This is a genomic window from Frateuria flava (assembly GCF_017837635.1).
Taxonomy (GTDB): Bacteria; Pseudomonadota; Gammaproteobacteria; order Xanthomonadales; family Rhodanobacteraceae; genus Frateuria_A; species Frateuria_A flava.
In genome coordinates, this window is record NZ_JAGJRS010000030.1 from 17,009 (window position 1) to 32,734 (window position 15,726).

Sequence of the window (15,726 nt, forward strand, 5' to 3'; positions counted from 1 at the left end):
CCCATGAAGACGAAAGCATTGGCCCTTGTCTTGGTCGGCACGCTCGCTGCCGCCCCGACCTTCGCCAGCCCGCCGCAGATGGATCCCAACATGCCGGGCATGCAGCACACCGCCAAGCCGACCGAGGCACAGGGGGTCGGCATCATCAAAGGCATCGACCTCAAGCAGGGCACCATCACCCTGCAACACCAGGCGATTCCAGCGATCGGCTGGCCCGCCATGACCATGCCCTTCCATGCCACACCGGACGTGCTCAAGCAGGCCAAGGTGGGCGACAAGGTGCAATTCACGCTGCATCCGGACGGCATGAATAGCATGGTGTCCGCGATCAAGCCTGCCCGGTCCTGACGCTCGCCGCGACACTCAGCAGCTATCGGGACGTGCGACCTCAACCGTCACATGCACGAGTTCTTCGTGTACGGCAAGCGCGTCCCGCACCGCTGTGGGTGCGATGTCCGAGCCGCTTACGAGCGCCAGGATGCAGGCGTAACAGCCCTTCCCCACCCGCCAGACATGCAGGTCACTGATGGCGGCCTGAGGGAAGCGCTCGGCCACGACCTCGCGGATTTCCACCACCACCGGGCTGTCCATCTCGGCATCGAGCAACACTTTTCCCGATTGCTTCAGCAGCCCATAGGCCCAGTTCGCGACTAGACCCGCGCCTGCAATGCCCATGGCCGGGTCGAGCCAGTTCCAGCCGAAGTACCTGCCGCCCGCCAGCGCCAGGATCGCCATGACTGATGTCGCCGCATCGGCGATTACATGCAGGTAAGCCGAGCGCAGGTTGATGTCATGGTGCTGGTGGTGAGCGTGATCGTGCCCGTGCCCGTGCCCGTGCCCGTGACCATGTTCGTGATGTCCGTCCTTTAGCAGCCAGGCGCATAGCAAGTTGACGGCCAGGCCGATGGCCGCGATGACCATGGCCTCCCCATAGTGGATAGCGACCGGCGAGAAGAGGCGCTCTACCGATTGGAAGAGCATCAGCGCAGCGACTACGCCCAGTAGCAGCGCGCTGCTGTAGCCGCCCAGCACCTCGATCTTCCAGGTGCCAAAGGCAAAGCGCTCATCGTGCGTCAAGCGCCGAGCCAGTGCATAGGCCGCCATGGACAGACCGAGGGCCAAGGCGTGCGAGCTCATGTGCCAGCCGTCGGCCAATAACGCCATGGAGTTGACATGACGGACTCCTATGGGATAGCCCCCTAGGGTATCTTAGGGGTGATTTGGAGACACCATGACCCACGTCAGCAAGGACAAAGCCAAGCTCATCGCCCGGGTCCGTCGCATCGCCGGACAGGTGGCCTCCCTGGAACGCGCCCTCGAGGCCGAGGCCGAGTGCGGGGTCGTCCTGCACCAGGTGGCCGCCGTTCGTGGCGCGATGCAGGGGTTGACCCTCCAACTGCTCGAAGGGCATCTGCGGGAACACTTGTCGCCGGAGGCAGGCGTCCCCGACGGGGAGTTGGAACCCGTGCTCGCCATTCTGCGGAGCTACCTCAAATGAGTGCGCCGGGGTGCGGGCGCATGGCGCTTCCCACACGGGGCGGGCACTAGGCATCGCATGAGCGCCGATGTGCTACCGCCCTCGCCCCGGTCCGTCGAGGATTACCTCGATGCCGCCCAGCGCGAGAACACCCTGCGCAGTTATGCCTCGGCCGTGCGGCATTTCGAAGAGACCTGGGGCGGATTGCTGCCGGCGAACGCGGCGCAGATCGCCCGCTACCTGGCCGCCTATGCCGGCGCCCTTTCCATCAACACCTTGAAGCATCGCCTGGCGGCGTTGGCCCAATGGCACAAGGACCATGGGTTTGCCGATCCGACCCAGGCGACGCTCGTCAAGCAGACGCTCAAAGGCATCCAGGCCGTCCATCCGGGGCAGGAAAAGCGGGCGACCCCGCTGCAGCTAACCGAGCTTGGGCGCGTGTGTCACTGGCTCGACGAGGCCCTCGAGGCTGCCGAGGAGCGTGCCGATGCCGCGGAGGTTCTGCGCTTGCGGCGCGACAAGGCGATGCTGCTGCTGGGCTTTTGGCGCGGTTTTCGCACCGACGAGTTGGTGCGGCTCAAGGTCGAGCCTGCGCCTGCCGAGCCGGTCCGTGCCCCGTACGCCCGCATCGTCCACGCATGGGTGCGGTCCATCGGCTTGGACCCCTACAGCTACGGCACCCACAGCATGCGGCGCACCAAGGTGGCGCTCATCTATCGGCAGACGAAGAACCTGCGCGCGGTACAGTTGCTGCTCGGGCACACGAAGCTTGAGAGCACGATCCGCTACTTGGGTGTCGAGGTCGATGACGCGCTCGAGCTGGCCGAGCAGACGGAAGCATGACCGCTTCCGGCCGAAGCAGACATTCTCGAGCACGGCATTCTTTCTCCTAAAGGGCCACTTTCGAACGATCTCATCCAGCCGTCAGCGCTCACAACGCGACCTGCCTGGAAGGTGAACTTCACGTGGGAGACGTTCTTGCCTCGGCTGTCGACGAACTCGACTTCGACCTCGTGCTTGGAACAGGCATCTATCGGCATGGCCATATAGTCCCAGCCGAGGAAGCGGTAAGCGTCGGCGGTCCACTTCGAAATAACGGAACAGACCAGAATTTCCCTCCTGGCGATGATGCGCTCGAACTCGCCGAGCAGACTGAGGCATGAACGCGACTGACCAGTAGCGAACATGGCATGGGCCGCCTGGCGTCCCATTGACTCTTCCTAGGAACGCCAGTGCCTCACCCCCGCGCTCACCTCCGGGTGATCACCTCGAGGCAAGCATCTGGGTCGGCTCAACCGGCCCAGGTCTGCGAGATATCGTCCCTCACGACCTCGTCGATCTCCCTGGGAGGAAGGTCGTGGAGTCCGTCGACGCGGCCATGCCGCATACCGAAGAAGACACCGTTGCGCCGATACGTGGCGGTCCACGTGATCCGATTGGGGCCGGCGTTCTGGTATATGCCGTCGTACGTATAGCCGTTGGCGGTCCTGCCGGATATATCAACCATGAGATCTGCCTGTGGTGGTGTGCTCGTGCACGTCCTTAGCCGAAACGACCAGCGGAGGCGCGGCCAACGCCATCGGTGCCTGGGCAGAGTGGTGGCTAACGTTCGCTTGATGGGGGGGCGATCGGCGTTGCGTCGTCCACGCGATCGAATCCCGTCGCTTCACGGTCAGACTGAAGCGGCTCGGATCGGGGGATCCCCTGCGTGGGCAGGAGGAACGCGCTCGCGGGTTGCTCCCATCGCCGCGCGACCGATCCATGATCCGATGGCAACCAACCACCATATCGCCCAGTGGCGGCATCGACGGTGCCTGGAGCAAAGCTGAGCTTGTGTGGAAAGAAGTACAGCGAATTGATCTGGTTGACGGCATGCATGAGGGTGGCCTTTCGAGTACGAAACCGTTCAACATTAGCGATGGGCGCCCGCAACTGGCCGATGATTTTGGTGGTCGCTCGATCGACTTCGGCGCCAGGGTTAGTCGCCCTCGTTGCGATTAGGCGGCGACACCAGGGAACACTAGATCGACCGACCATGCCCAAGGGTCGGGCACGCGTCGACGGCCACCTCTATTCGACGGTCTGGCCGAGGTGCCGCAAGAGGGCGATCTGCCGTTGGCGGGCTCTGACCTTTGCCGTTGCATCGCCATCATCAAGTCCGCCATTGCGGACACGCTCGCGGTGCTGCTGTTCCTGTCCAAGCTGGCGCTGGGCACTGAGAAGGCGGGTGGCGATGAGCATGGCGCGTCCTCTCCGTTCACCCCGTTGCCATGCGAGCTGCTCATGACGGCCGTTTTTCGAGGACACGAGGGATGAGCAAAACGCCCCGAAATAGGTTGGCTTGGACATGGCCGCGACCGCAGGAGGGCTGAACTCGGGCGAGTGGCTGCCCGGCGCTCGCGTGCAGGCGCGGCGTTGATCCACCGCAAGCATCATCCGGTGACGTCGGCTTGTCCGGTGACGATCTTCTCGGGCCGGCGGCGCCAGGCCCGCCTTCCGAAAGAGTCTCAAAAGAAACGCGACCAGCGAGCCATGCGCGCCAGGTAACGGGAATTGATAGCTTTGCATGATGCGGCCCTCTGGCCGCGGCGCACACAGGGCGCCAGGACACCTACCATGCTCCTTGCGAGGTTACGTTTTGGTCGAGGCGGGCCGCATCGGCGAGACGTCGTGCGTCGCGGACAAGGCGCAAGCTGGCCCTTGTGCGCGTTTACCCTTGCTCCACCACGCGGCAGCCCTTCAATTGCGCGGCGAAATCGACCAGGACACGGATGCCGCTGGCCTCCGCGTCGGCGCACCATCGCCTCAGTTCCTCCGCAAGCGTTGACATGTCCCTTCGGTTGCGCGCAGTGAGGTCGACCAGCCGGTCACGGAAGTCACACACGTCGGACAGATAGCGTCGCGTACGCACCACGGCGGCAAGCTCGGAGCGGGTGGCAGGATCCAGCCAGCGCCCGCCGCTGGCCAAGGCCCGCCGCAGACGCCGCAGGTGTCGTCTACCAACAGGCCGCTGCGCGAGGACCGGTGCGATCACTCCGGAAGCGTAGTCGTGCAGGATCCGCGCGTGTTGCAGCAGCAGCGCGCGCAGGGTTTCTTCGTCCGGCTCCTGGATGTGGGCACGGTAGCCGAGTCCAGACGCAACCCGTCGCACCTTCGCCAGCCCCAAGCGCTGCAACAGGCAAATGACCAACCATCCGCCGTCGAGCTCGAAGCGGCGCTGGGAAAACCTGGCCGACGCAGGGAACGCGTGGTGGTTGTTGTGCAGTTCCTCGCCGCCGATCAGCAGGCCCCACGGCACCAGATTGGCGGACGTATCGGGCGTTTCGAAATTGCGGTAGCCCAACCAATGACCGAGGCCGTTGATCACGCCGGCGGCCCAGAAAGGTATCCAGGCCATCTGCAATGCCCACAGTGCCAGGCCGACCACGCCGAACAGGACGATGCTGATCGCCGCCAGGAGCGTCGGTCCCAGCCACGACCATCGTTCGTAAAGGTGGCGTTCGATCCAATCCTTGGGCGTACCCACCCCGTAAGTCGCCAAGTCGACCTCGTTGCCAGCCGCGGCCTTGTACAAGTCGACCCCGCGCCACAGGACGGTGCGAATGCCGTGGACCTGCGGGCTATGCGGGTCCTCGGCCGTCTCGCAGCGGGCGTGATGCTTGCGGTGCACGGCAACCCACTGCCGCGTCACCATGCCGGTGGACAACCAGCACCAGGCGCGGAAAAGATGCGCGACGGCGGAATGGAACTGCACGCCGCGATGTGCCTGGCTGCGGTGCAGATAGAGGGTCACCGCGACGATGGTTCCCTGCGTGGTGGCAAGGAAGTAGAGGATCCAGGCACCCCATGACGCGCCTGTCAGTCCGCGTGCTGCAAAGGAAAGAAGGTCCGGCATCGTGGGTCACCCCGCAGGAAACGATTCCTATGTAGCGCGTGACAGCGAAGGCTGAAGCCAAGGGCGCGTGAAGTCCTTTTTCCTTTGGCGTCACCCTTGGGGCTCGAACATGGCGGGCGGATGCGAGCCCACCGGCAACCGACGGCTCCGTCCAACGAGTTCAACGACGGACCCGCTGCGGTTGGAAAGACTCCAGCGCACGGGTGACACCCCGATGGAAGCAGGCATGTGAATAAGAAGCACCAGCCGACGGGGCCGACCCGGTTGCCGAAGGAATGGATCGACTGGCTGACTCGTCCGTTCTCGCGCTTCATGCGCGTGGAAGCCGGCGCCGGCGCCATGTTGCTGCTCGCCACCGTCGCCGCCCTGGTGCTGTCCAACTCGCCCGCGGCACGACATGTCGACGCGTTCTGGGAAACGCCGATGGGCCTGCGATGGGGTGCCATCGAACTGATCCGCCCGCTCCGTGGCTGGATCAATGACGCGCTGATGACCCTGTTCTTCTTCCTCGTGGCACTGGAGCTGAAACGCGAGCTGGTGCTTGGCGAGCTGCGCAAACCTCGCGTGGCTGCCTTGTCGATCGCCGGCGCATTGGGCGGCATGCTGGTACCTGCCGGTCTCTACCTGCTGCTGCAATCGGGCCGTCCCGGGGCAGCAGGCTGGGGTACCGTCATGGCGACGGACACCGCGTTCGTGAGCGGTTGCCTGGCGTTGCTCGGCGAGCGCATCCCCAAGCGGTTGCGTGTCTTCATGCTCTCGCTCGCGATCGTCGACGACATCGGCGCGGTGCTGGTGGTCGCGATCGGCTACAGCCATGCGATCGCCTGGCTACCGCTTGCGCTGGCCGCGCTTGGCCTGGTGGTGATACGCGCGCTGGCGTGGGCGGGGTTGCGCAGCCTTCCGTTCTACTTCACGGTCGGCGCCATGGTCTGGATCGCCGTGGACGCCTCTGGCGTGCACGCGACGGTCGCCGGCGTCATCCTCGGCCTCATGACCCCGGCCCGCCCGTGGGTCAGTGCCGATCGCCTGTACGCCATATTGCGTCAAGTGGTTGCCCACCCCGCCGCCGAGCGCGGCAGCGGCGCGACCCGCGACCGGGAGACCTTACAGGTGGCCGAGATCGCCGCACGCGAGACGCTCTCCCCCGTCGAGCGGCTCGAGCTTGGCCTGCACCCGTGGGTAGCGTTCCTGATCATGCCGCTTTTTGCCTTCGCCAACGCCGGACTGTCACTCTCGTCGGAGCATCTCGGTGGGCCGATTGCCTGGGCCGTGTTCGTCGGCTTTGCCGTGGGCAAGCCGATGGGGGTGTTCGCATTCAGCTGGCTGGCCGTGCGATTGGGTATCGCCACGCGTCCCCCGGATCTTGACTGGCGCATGCTCGCCGGTGGTGGCCTGCTAGCGGGGATCGGGTTCACGATGGCGATGTTCATCGCCAACCTGGCCTTCAAGGAGAGCGAGCTTGCCAGTGCCAAGCTGGGAATATTTCTCGCATCGGGCTGCTCCGGACTCGCGGGCCTGGTGCTGCTGTGGACAATCCAAGGACGTCGCCGGCAAAGGCCAACCCGGCGCGGAGTCGAGCTCATGATCCCGTGATCCAAGAGGGTGCAGGCCGGCCTGTCCCGGCCACTCGCGCCTGTTCCATAGGAAAAGCACAACCGGTCGGCGTGAATAGCGCGCTGTCGATCCGACGCTGCTTCGCGCCGCACCGCGGCGTAAGCTACCTGTTGCCCGCCCCTTCGCCAGCGTCGTCAGGCAGAGGGCCGGACAGGATGGCATGAGCCGCTCGCCGGCCCGTATCCCAACGCTGCGAGGGCATACCGTGAAACTGTCGACCTTCATCCGGTGCCACATCGAGGCCATCCTCGCGCAGTGGGATACCTTCGCGCGGGACAACAGCCCCCAGCCGCACCTGCTTTCCCACGAGGAACTGCGGGACCATGCGCGGGAGATGCTGATGGAAATCGCTGCCGACATGGAGGCCAGGCAAACGGACCGCGAGCAACAGCGCAAGTCCGAGGGGCATGGGGCATCGGGCCATGAGGGGCGCGCGGCAACTGAACACGGAAAAGGCCGACAGCTGCATAAGTACACCCTGTTGCAGGTGAGCGCGGAGTTCCGTTCGCTAAGGGCCACCGTGCTGCGGCTGTGGGAACCCTATCTCGAACATGCCGATACCGACGCACTGCACGAGGTCATCCGTTTCAACGAGGGAATCGACCAGGCGTTGGCCGAATCGATCGCCGGATGGGCCAGACACACGGGCGAGACGCGGGACCTGTTCCTCGCCGTGCTCGGCCACGACCTGCGCTCTCCACTGGCCAGCATCGCCCTGGCCGGCGACATGCTTGCGGGACCGGCACTGCCGCCTGAACGCCTCGCCAAGGTGGCGTTCACCGTGACCCGTGCCACCCGGATCATGTCGGACATGATCAACGACCTGATGGGTTTTGCCAGCACCCAGCTCGGCGGAGACATACCCCAACATCCAGTGCCGTGCGATCTGCTGGCACCGCTCAACGACGCCATCGCCGATGCGACCGCCACCTATCCGGGCGCCCGCTTCCAGTTGCACGCGCCCGCTACGTTGATTGGCCGCTACGATCGGGGGCGCCTGTACCAGATGTTCCTAAACCTGCTGGTCAACGCGGCGCGCCATGGCGCGGAGGGCTGTCCGGTTCTCGTCGAGGCCGGCACGCGATCCACCGACCATGTGGTGAGCGTCACCAACAAGGGCGAACCGATACCCCCGCAGGCACTGGAGTCGATCTTCCAGCCGCTGGTGCAACTGACGGAGGAAGACCACGTCACTCGTCCACCCACCAGCCTGGGCCTGGGCCTGTTCATTGCCCGCAAGATTGCCGAAGGGCACGGCGGTGGCATCCAGGTGGCGTCGAACCAGTCCGATGGCACCCGGTTCACCGTCACGCTGCCGACCAAGAAATCGGATGCATGACCTGTCTACCGCGCCTTCGCCGAATGGATTGACAGGGGCGGCGGTCGGTTGACCATCCAGGCAATTCCAGCTGTTGCTCGACCTTCATCGGGACACCATAAACCGGTGCCGAGTAAGGGCGTCGAGCCTTGTAGAGGCGCTCAATCGAAGACGTTGATCTTGGGTCCGGCACGGCAAAATGGGTTGCGGTCTTTTTGGGTGTCAGGTCCATCCTGAGTTTGGCGTCTCCTGCTTGAGCCGGGCAAAGTCAGGCCGGCTCGCCCTTCATCCATCCTGGCCCAGGGAGGCGTGCTCAGGTCGAAAGGGGGTGCGTGCGCCGAGGTGGACATCCTTGCTACCGGGTGTCGGTGACATAGGCCGAGCGCGAGATCGTGATGCCTCTGAGGCGACTTCGCGCTCAAGTCCCCGATTTGGCCCGTGCGTAACGGAGGGCGTCGCTCAGATTGTCGTAGCGGTATTCGCCGTAGCAGAACTTCGCGGAGTCGACTCGGGTTATGCCCAAGATGTCCATCTCTTTTTGTTCCGCAGCCGAGACCGCTTGTCCGGCTCGTGCATGGATGCGTTCTGCGTGCCCGTCCCGACCGCTCAATTGACTCAGCAACGTGCGGTACAAGTCAACGGCCTGATGGGCTATTGCCGCGTTGGTGGCGGAAGGAAGCGTAGAGCCACGAGCGATCAGTGCCGCCGCTAGCGTAGCCGCGGAGTGTTTGTCGGATGGATCCCCGTCGTCGTTTTTGCGGCACCATTCGTTAGCCATTTGCATTCCACCATGGGTATTCGATGCATCATCGATGTGTTTTTTTGTCGGCACTTCGATCTGCGGTTGCGTAGCTGATTCCGGTCCGCCGGCATCGGTCGGCCCTCGTTTTCGGCAACCGATGACCACGTTACTGACCACGCCATTCGCAAGTCGGAGGGAGGGCGAGAAAGCGAACAGCACGAAGGGGTAAATGGACGGTGCGCGGTCGCATGTGACCACTTCGTGACCCCGCAAGGCTGCGTTTACTACAGCAGCCTGGACTGCCTGAGGCGGTCCTGCGGATTGCACCCGGCAGAGCTTGAGAGCAGGCCCAGCTGCAGTTCGGTCACAGGGCGCCGTCAAGCCGCCGCGACGTCGAGCGCCTGTTCGAGCCGCAGCGCCGCGAGGTGTGCGGAACCGATCGGCAAGCCCCGTGGGGCGATGGTCGTCGATCGCCGTCATTCGGGTGTCGATGCTAGATATCGTCGAAACTGGCAGACGACCCGGCGTCGTTCAACTGGTAACACCTTACAGTGCGGCTCAGAAATCCTGCCGGCACTTAAGCCGTTGGTGGGGAGCTGACGTCCGCTTCCGGCCAGGAGCGGACGTCGAACGCCTGAATTGAGCCGAGCCGCGAAGCGGCTTCGGCTTGAATGAAATGTTAGCAGGCCTGCCCGTACGCGGCCCCCACGTCTGGGTTTTGGGCGACACAAGCTAGCAGTACTGTCAGCGCTGCCTGTACAAGTGCCTCGTCCCGACCAGGTGGGGAGTGCGGTGTGTGTTTGCCGCCATGGAACAAGTTATGGCGGACACGCTGCGCCGCGTCCAACGCGGTTGCAACCGGCGTGGCGCCACGAAGCGCTACCGGATCCCAACCATGCGCCGATGTTTGGACCTGTGGCGGCTCTTGGTTGAGGAAGTCGAGAGCCTGAGCAAGCCCCGAACCTGCGGGCGCTTGCAGGGCGGCGACGGCGGCAAAGCCATCCCAATCTGGAGCCGCACGGCCGCGGCGGTTGATGTAAATATGGCCCGATTCTTTAAGCGCAAACTCGAAGCGCGAAAAAACGGCAAAGAACTCGCATGCCAGAGGAGGCGGCATCTGTAGTGAACCGAATGGTGACGGATTAGTCATGGCCTGCTAACGCTGGAGTTAAGCGGCGGCGAAGCCGTCCGCCTTGAACGAATTGTCAGGCCTTGTGCGGAAACAGGGCCAACGAAGTGACTACAGCAAAGAACCAAAGCAAGAACGGAATGAGCATGCTCCAAAAAGCCGCGTGCCAATACTTAATTCTTTGCCGCATCCAAGGAAGTGCCGCACGGACGAAGACCAAGAGAAATATGGCTAGAACAACCGGAGGATAGAGCCACCGTGAGAGAGTCGGCGAGTTGAAGAACGACGCTAGCACCACCGGGAACGCCCACGCCGGGAGAAAGTAAGACCAGTACTGACGAGCCGTAGAGAGCAGCGTGCCTTGAAAAGTCATCGTTCGCTGGGGCCTAGCGTCCCGTTAATCCGGAGCCGCGTCTTCGCAGCGATCGGATTGAACTGATTGTTGGGCCTCGCCTGAAAGCTCCGCATTTCGCTTCTGCAAGACCTCGATCTCCGAAACGTCCTTCTCGAAATGCGCAGCGATCTCGTGGAGTACGTAAAGCGTCATGCTGATGGCGTAGTCAAGGTGCATGTCGAATCCGTCAATCTCCGGACCGTACTCGACGTGTGTTAACTTGCCGTCGCTGTCCTTCTGCAATGCCTTGTCCAGACTCCGGCTAGAAGAGTGCACAGCCATGCTGAAGAATCCGTAAAGCGTGTCGTAGTAGGACTCTAGTCCGGCAAGTTTGGCAATTTGCTCGGTGCTAGGCTTTATGATCCCTTCGTCGCGTATTCTCTTCTCGAGTTCGGCAATCAAAGCGACCGCTGTTTCATCCGGCGCTTCCCCGCGCCGACGTCGATCTTCATTGAGTCGAACAAGGGCCTTCTTTCGGCTCACCTCGTCCCCGAGGACCCATTGCTTGGCGAAGTCTGGCTTCTTGCAGATTGCTCCCACAAGAAACATGGACTCGGCTAGCGCGCGAACGAGCATCTCTGCCTGAAAGATCATTCCCCTTCGCGATAAGAGGACGAAGCCTTGAAAAGTGGAAAGCTGGCGAGCCAAAAGAGTCGACAAGAGGAGATCGCTCAAGTCCTCTGATCCGATATCGATGGTATATACCATCTTGTGCGCTAGGCGGTTTACTGCGACCGACAATTCCAGCTTCGATGAATACCGGTTCTCGAAATCCGCTTCCCACGAAGAGATCTCGTCGCTCAGAAATCCGTCGGTGTCGAAGGTGGTCATCGTCAATCCTAACGCTGGAGTTAAGCGGCGCGCGGTAGGCGCGTCCGCCTTGAACGAACTGTTAGGCGTCGTCGCCCCGCAGTTCGGCTACGAGAGCATCTGGCGACTCGCCTGCTTGAAGAGCGGCCCACAAGGCGACAATACCTTCCCTGTTGTTGGTTAGCCACTCTTGGACGGACCTATCGTATTTGTTGCTAAGTTTTCCCTCGATACGAGCAGGCGGGTCAATAGAAAAGGTCGCTACGTGATGCTGTTTGCCGTAGTCGACGTGTATATGTGGAAGGGAGTGCCCCTTCTCTTGATAGATCTTTATTTTTAGCCGATCCAGCTTGACGACCAGAAGCTCCATCGAGCCATGGCTAGAGCGCGAAGGCCTAGTTAACAGGTCAACCCAACCGAGGTCTTTCTGTAGCTTTGATGCTAGATCGTTGAGATTCATTAAGGCCTAACTACTGAATATACAGACCCATGGGTCCGGTTATACATGCGCGCGCTATTGACGCCAAGGGCGTCGCAACCGTTGTTCTCAGGTCAATCTTCGCTAGGCCCGTTCGGCTAATCCATGTTGGCAAAGGCGGACCCTTTCGACGGTCCGCGGCGAGGAGATGTCCGCTTTGGGTCGAAAGCAGACGACCACCCTACCCCCGGTAACTTGGCCTAATCGCTGACTCGCAGGCCTCCTCGCGGTCCTACGCTTCGACCACCAGGAGCTGGGCCCAGTCGGTGGTGTACGCCGGAGAGAGTTGCCCGCGCCGCATCGTCCATCCCTTGGTTGCCTTGACCCCCGCGTGCCCCATGCCAACTTCCGTCCGCCCGAAACGGGCGTGGATTCGATCGAGCGTGGCCATCAGGGCTTGGCGTCGGGGGCTTGCCGCCGCCGCATCAAACAAGCCACCTTGCACGTGCATTTGGTCGGCGAGGTCTTCGAGCATGACGCCGGCCTTGGTGTAACGGTAGCCGGCTTTGAAAATCCGGGCGAGCGCGACATCGGCGGCGCGCGTCAGCTCGGCCAGATCGTCGCTTGGGTTTGGCAGGCGCACCCCAGCACACGGGTGGTATTGCGGATCCTGCGGTCGGAAGCGATTGGTTTCCAGCCAGACCTTCACCGTGCCCGCCCGACTCCCCTGCCCCCGCAACTTGTAGGCCGCGCGGCCCACGTAAGTCTGCACGGCGGCCTTCAGATCCTCGTGCGAAAAGACCGGTTCGCCGAAGGACCGCGAGGCAATGATTTGCTGGCGCGGTTCGACCACGTCCAGCCCTTTGCAGGCGATCCCCTGCAGCTCGCGTACCGTGCGCTCGACCACCACGCCCAGGCGTTCCCGCAAGCGTTTGGGGTCAGTGCCCATGAGCTGCACCACCGTATGGATGCCCAAGCTTTGTAAGTGGGCCGAGAGCTTGCCGCCGATGCCCCACACGTCGCCGACGGCGACCGTTGCGGCCACGTCGTGGAAATCCCGAGCAGCCATGGCCGTGAGGTCGCAGACACCACCGAACGCAGGCCGCTGCTTTGCAAGGTGGTTCGCCAGTTTGGCGAGCGTGCGCGTAGCACCCACGCCAACGCATACCGGCAGCCCGCACCACTGGGCGACGCGTTGTCGGATCTGGCTGCCGAGCGCAGCACCGTCTGCGTGCGGGTAGCGGCGGAGATCCAGAAACGATTCGTCGATGCTGTAGACCTCCTGGTCGTAGCGCGCCACGAACTGGCCGATCACGTTCATCGTGCGGCGGCTCATGTCCCCATAGAGGGTGTAGTTCGAGGAACGGTACTGGATGCCATGCCGTCGCACCAGGTCCTGCATCTGGTGCCAAGGGGTGCCCATGCGCACCCCTAGCGCCTTTACCTCGGCCGATCGCGCGACGACACAGCCGTCGCCGTTGGACAGCACGACGGTGGGTACGCCAAGAAGCGTGGGGTCATACAAGCGCTCGCAGGAGACGTAGAAGTTGTTGACGTCCACGAGCGCGAAGCGCGGGGCCATCAGATGAGCTTGTGCAAGGCGTACCGAACCACGCCCCAGATCTCGAATTCGTCGCCTTCCGCGATGACGCGGTCCTCGTAGTGAGGATTCTCAGCTTTCAGGTAGGGGCGCCCGTTCGCCATGTAGCGCAAGCGTTTGCAGGTGGCCTTGCCCTGGTAGACGGCAATGACGATGGAGCCATTACGCGGCTCGAGTGCGCGATCGACGACCAGCTCATCGCCATCATTGATGCCCGCGCCGGTCATCGAGTGACCCTTGGCGCGGACCAAGTAGGTCGCCTCACGGTGATGCGGATCCATCACCACTGTGTTGAGGTCGATCGGGCTCTCTTCGTAGTCCTCCGCAGGGGACGCAAAACCGCACGGCACCTCGGTGAAGTGCCGGAGCAGCCAGGGGCTGGCCTCGGCGACGGTGCCGAGGTGCTCGATGCCCTCGACGTCCTCCCTGCGCAGACGGTCGATCAAGCTAAGCACCACGGGCACGTGGGGCTCGGGGACGCGGATACGCTGAGAGGGTGCGCCGGGCCGGCCGGCTCCGGGGCGAATGCCCCCGCGGTTGTTGCTAGACGTGCTCATGCTGGTTTGATTTCTGGGACAGAAATCAAAGCTACCACGCAGTCTGGCTCATAACGCGAGATTGGCTACCTAGCCCGCGCCGTACCTTAAGTCTCAGTTCTTGACGTGCTTGAGGCCGATGGGCATCTCACCCGCGCCATCGATCAAGTGATCGCCCTTCCAGCCGCGTGGGAGAATGCGCCCATGACCATACCCACCGACGCCTTCCGCCGTTTCCAGGCCGAACTGGCGGCCCTTGATGCCACGAGCCGCCCTTCCAAGTCGCCAATGGAACTGGCAAAAGGAGAGTTTCTCGCGCTCAGGAAGCGCTACGGCCTGACAGTCGCGGACGTCGTGACCTTCTTTCCGGAAGAAGAAGGGATCGCCTACCTTCAACAGCTCATCGCGGCGCGTACGCGATAGCGCTGGTCTCCCGACATCGCGCCGGCTGGAGCCCATGGCTCAGCAAGCCCACCCGTTATCATGGCGTGATGCACACACGCCTCCTGCTTGCTCTCGTCCTCCTCCTGCCGGCTAGCCATCTTTACGCGTGGGGCCGCGACGGCCACACCGTCGTTGCCCAAATTGCCGACGATCACCTGACACCCGCCGCCCGTGCCGAAGTCCAGCGACTGCTCACCTTGGAATCGGGTGCCACGCTGGAATCCATCGCCTCGTGGGCCGACGAGCACCGCAACCCCGCCACCAGCAAGTGGCACTACGTCAATTTCCCGCGCGGCTCGGACCTCCATTACTCGCCAGATCTATGTCCCGGCGGCGATCAATGCCTCGTTGCTGCGCTAAAACGCCAGGAGCTCGTGCTGGGCGATCACCATGCCTCGGACGAGGACCGGGCGAAAGCGCTGCGCTACGTGGTCCACCTGGTGGGTGATGCCCACCAACCTCTGCATGCCGGCTACGGTGACGACAAGGGCGGGAATACGTACCAGGTGCGCTGGCAGGGTCGCGGCTCGAACCTGCACCACGTTTGGGACACGGGGCTGATCGAAACATTCGGGCAAGCGCCCACCGAACTGGCTCAGCGTATCGAGCGAGACCTGTCCCATGTGGCGAGCGGTGGAGATGTCGAGGATTGGGTTCACGAGAGCGGCGCGCTGGTCAGCTCGCCAGGCTTCTACCCGCCCCGCAAGATCAGTACGGAATACATTCGGACATGGCGTCCCGTGGTCGAGCAGCGCTTGGAACGGGCAGGATTGCGGCTGGCCGCAGTGCTCAACCGGTTGCTGGGCTAGCGACAGGCGCAGCCGCCATCCCCTGCCGCTGCATTGCGCAGCGGCACCCAAAACGCGGCGGCCGTGGCTTCCAACGTTCGCCGCGGATGTTGCTCCAGCAGCAACGATTTCTCGGGAATCACAAGCTCCACTGTCACTTCAGACCCCGTGCGCTCGTGGTAGTCGCGACCGAGCTTGCGCGCATGTTTAATGGCGCTGGCTAGCGTAAGTGCTTCGGCCAGGCCGGTCGCACCTTGACGCACACGCCAGCCAACGACGCCTTCTTCGACACAAAAGACAGACCGCATAAGCCACACGCCCAGGTAAGGAAGGGCCCCGGTCATCGGTCCGCGCCTGGACACCCATGGTCGGCTCGCGCCTGACTCCCTGTCGCCTTGGTCCTGACTCGCGGGGCAGCCATAGCTTGTTCGGCGCCAACGTGCTTGCCCATCAGGCGCCCACGACCCCATCTGTAAGGCAATGCCGACAGCTACCCGGGGTGCGCTGCCAAGGCAGCGCCCGCTGTCGCAGCCGGACGACCTCGCGTCATTGGTGCTCGAT

General features: G+C 63.2%; 16 protein-coding genes and 1 pseudogene. 8 read left to right on the top strand and 9 right to left on the bottom strand.

All coding sequences use genetic code 11. The features are described 5' to 3' along the window. The first annotated feature begins 3 nt into the window (after window positions 1–3). Window positions 4–348 carry a copper-binding protein gene (locus J7I44_RS13945; protein ID WP_209622059.1) on the top strand — a complete coding sequence of 115 codons (345 nt, stop codon included), beginning with the start codon at window positions 4–6 and terminating at the stop codon, window positions 346–348. A gap of 15 nt (window positions 349–363) precedes the next feature. On the opposite strand, the pseudogene dmeF reads toward J7I44_RS13945, so the two are convergent. Beyond that, a pseudogene (gene dmeF / locus J7I44_RS13950) lies at window positions 364–1,188 on the bottom strand (CDF family Co(II)/Ni(II) efflux transporter DmeF); the annotation flags it as partial. 43 nt (window positions 1,189–1,231) lie between these two features. On the opposite strand from dmeF, the gene J7I44_RS13955 reads away from it, so the two are divergent. Together J7I44_RS13955 and J7I44_RS13960 are read left to right on the top strand one after the other, a co-directional pair. Further along, window positions 1,232–1,498, top strand: coding sequence for a metal/formaldehyde-sensitive transcriptional repressor (locus J7I44_RS13955; RefSeq protein WP_209622065.1), 267 nt, complete (start codon window positions 1,232–1,234; stop codon window positions 1,496–1,498). Window positions 1,499–1,555: 57 nt separating this feature from the next. Next, window positions 1,556–2,320 carry a site-specific integrase gene (locus J7I44_RS13960; protein WP_209622068.1) on the top strand — a complete coding sequence of 255 codons (765 nt, stop codon included), beginning with the start codon at window positions 1,556–1,558 and terminating at the stop codon, window positions 2,318–2,320. Window positions 2,321–3,547: 1,227 nt separating this feature from the next. Here the strand turns inward: J7I44_RS13960 and J7I44_RS13965 are convergent. Continuing rightward, entirely contained in the window at window positions 3,548–3,718 is a 171-nt protein-coding gene (locus J7I44_RS13965; RefSeq protein ID WP_209622071.1) for a hypothetical protein, read from the bottom strand. Window positions 3,719–4,187: 469 nt separating this feature from the next. Further along, a complete protein-coding gene (locus J7I44_RS13970; protein ID WP_209622075.1) occupies window positions 4,188–5,372 on the bottom strand; it encodes a DesA family fatty acid desaturase in 1,185 nt (394 codons plus the stop codon). A 228-nt stretch (window positions 5,373–5,600) separates the two neighbouring features. Between J7I44_RS13970 and nhaA the strand changes: the two genes are divergently transcribed. Both nhaA and J7I44_RS13980 read left to right on the top strand, forming a co-directional pair. Then, window positions 5,601–6,965, top strand: coding sequence for a Na+/H+ antiporter NhaA (gene nhaA / locus J7I44_RS13975; protein ID WP_209622078.1), 1,365 nt, complete (start codon window positions 5,601–5,603; stop codon window positions 6,963–6,965). 226 nt (window positions 6,966–7,191) lie between these two features. Beyond that, the gene (locus J7I44_RS13980; protein ID WP_209622082.1) at window positions 7,192–8,325 is read left to right on the top strand and encodes an ATP-binding protein; all 1,134 of its coding nucleotides are present in this window, start codon (window positions 7,192–7,194) and stop codon (window positions 8,323–8,325) included. A gap of 397 nt (window positions 8,326–8,722) precedes the next feature. Here the strand turns inward: J7I44_RS13980 and J7I44_RS13985 are convergent, their stop codons facing one another. Beyond that, window positions 8,723–9,223: a hypothetical protein gene (locus J7I44_RS13985; RefSeq protein ID WP_209622085.1), complete on the bottom strand. Its 501-nt coding sequence runs from the start codon at window positions 9,221–9,223 to the stop codon at window positions 8,723–8,725. 643 nt (window positions 9,224–9,866) lie between these two features. On the opposite strand from J7I44_RS13985, the gene J7I44_RS13990 reads away from it, so the two are divergent. Next, window positions 9,867–10,169 (top strand): hypothetical protein, encoded by a 303-nt coding sequence (locus tag J7I44_RS13990; protein WP_209622088.1) that lies wholly within the window; start codon window positions 9,867–9,869, stop codon window positions 10,167–10,169. A 403-nt stretch (window positions 10,170–10,572) separates the two neighbouring features. Here J7I44_RS13990 and J7I44_RS13995 read toward each other — a convergent pair whose 3' ends face one another. The 4 genes from J7I44_RS13995 to J7I44_RS14010 all read right to left on the bottom strand — a co-directional run bounded on the left by J7I44_RS13995 (window position 10,573) and on the right by J7I44_RS14010 (window position 13,852). Next, complete coding sequence (locus tag J7I44_RS13995; RefSeq protein ID WP_209622091.1) at window positions 10,573–11,400, bottom strand: DUF5677 domain-containing protein; 828 nt, start codon at window positions 11,398–11,400, stop codon at window positions 10,573–10,575. Between the two features lie 61 nt (window positions 11,401–11,461). Further along, a complete protein-coding gene (locus J7I44_RS14000; RefSeq protein WP_209622094.1) occupies window positions 11,462–11,839 on the bottom strand; it encodes a DUF4160 domain-containing protein in 378 nt (125 codons plus the stop codon). 250 nt (window positions 11,840–12,089) lie between these two features. Further along, complete coding sequence (locus tag J7I44_RS14005) at window positions 12,090–13,379, bottom strand: Y-family DNA polymerase (RefSeq protein WP_209622097.1); 1,290 nt, start codon at window positions 13,377–13,379, stop codon at window positions 12,090–12,092. Continuing rightward, window positions 13,379–13,852, bottom strand: coding sequence for a LexA family protein (locus J7I44_RS14010; protein WP_342451988.1), 474 nt, complete (start codon window positions 13,850–13,852; stop codon window positions 13,379–13,381). Before J7I44_RS14010 ends, J7I44_RS14005 begins: the two co-directional genes overlap by 1 nt. Before the next feature lie 285 nt (window positions 13,853–14,137). Here J7I44_RS14010 and J7I44_RS14015 point away from each other — a divergent pair, with 285 nt between their 5' ends. Together J7I44_RS14015 and J7I44_RS14020 are read left to right on the top strand one after the other, a co-directional pair. Further along, on the top strand, window positions 14,138–14,356 hold the full coding sequence (locus J7I44_RS14015; RefSeq protein WP_209622103.1) for a hypothetical protein: 219 nt from the start codon (window positions 14,138–14,140) through the stop codon (window positions 14,354–14,356). Between the two features lie 68 nt (window positions 14,357–14,424). After that, entirely contained in the window at window positions 14,425–15,186 is a 762-nt protein-coding gene (locus J7I44_RS14020) for a S1/P1 nuclease (RefSeq protein ID WP_209622106.1), read from the top strand. Here the strand turns inward: J7I44_RS14020 and J7I44_RS14025 are convergent. Next, the gene (locus tag J7I44_RS14025) at window positions 15,183–15,509 is read right to left on the bottom strand and encodes a hypothetical protein (RefSeq protein ID WP_209622109.1); all 327 of its coding nucleotides are present in this window, start codon (window positions 15,507–15,509) and stop codon (window positions 15,183–15,185) included. The genes J7I44_RS14020 and J7I44_RS14025 overlap by 4 nt on opposite strands. Window positions 15,510–15,726 lie beyond the last annotated feature (217 nt).

Excerpts from the sequence above, each read along its gene's own strand:
- J7I44_RS13945 (WP_209622059.1), top strand. The coding sequence starts at position 4 with ATGAAGACGAAAGCATTGGCCCTTGTCTTGGTCGGCACGCTCGCTGCC.
- J7I44_RS13990 (WP_209622088.1), top strand. The coding sequence starts at position 9,867 with ATGGCGGACACGCTGCGCCGCGTCCAACGCGGTTGCAACCGGCGTGGC.
- J7I44_RS14020 (WP_209622106.1), top strand. The coding sequence starts at position 14,425 with ATGCACACACGCCTCCTGCTTGCTCTCGTCCTCCTCCTGCCGGCTAGC.
- J7I44_RS14015 (WP_209622103.1), top strand. The coding sequence starts at position 14,138 with ATGACCATACCCACCGACGCCTTCCGCCGTTTCCAGGCCGAACTGGCG.
- J7I44_RS13965 (WP_209622071.1), bottom strand. The coding sequence starts at position 3,718 with ATGCTCATCGCCACCCGCCTTCTCAGTGCCCAGCGCCAGCTTGGACAG.
- J7I44_RS13955 (WP_209622065.1), top strand. The coding sequence starts at position 1,232 with ATGACCCACGTCAGCAAGGACAAAGCCAAGCTCATCGCCCGGGTCCGT.
- J7I44_RS14005 (WP_209622097.1), bottom strand. The coding sequence starts at position 13,379 with ATGGCCCCGCGCTTCGCGCTCGTGGACGTCAACAACTTCTACGTCTCC.
- J7I44_RS13995 (WP_209622091.1), bottom strand. The coding sequence starts at position 11,400 with ATGACCACCTTCGACACCGACGGATTTCTGAGCGACGAGATCTCTTCG.
- J7I44_RS13960 (WP_209622068.1), top strand. The coding sequence starts at position 1,556 with ATGAGCGCCGATGTGCTACCGCCCTCGCCCCGGTCCGTCGAGGATTAC.
- J7I44_RS14025 (WP_209622109.1), bottom strand. The coding sequence starts at position 15,509 with ATGACCGGGGCCCTTCCTTACCTGGGCGTGTGGCTTATGCGGTCTGTC.
- J7I44_RS13970 (WP_209622075.1), bottom strand. The coding sequence starts at position 5,372 with ATGCCGGACCTTCTTTCCTTTGCAGCACGCGGACTGACAGGCGCGTCA.
- J7I44_RS14000 (WP_209622094.1), bottom strand. The coding sequence starts at position 11,839 with ATGAATCTCAACGATCTAGCATCAAAGCTACAGAAAGACCTCGGTTGG.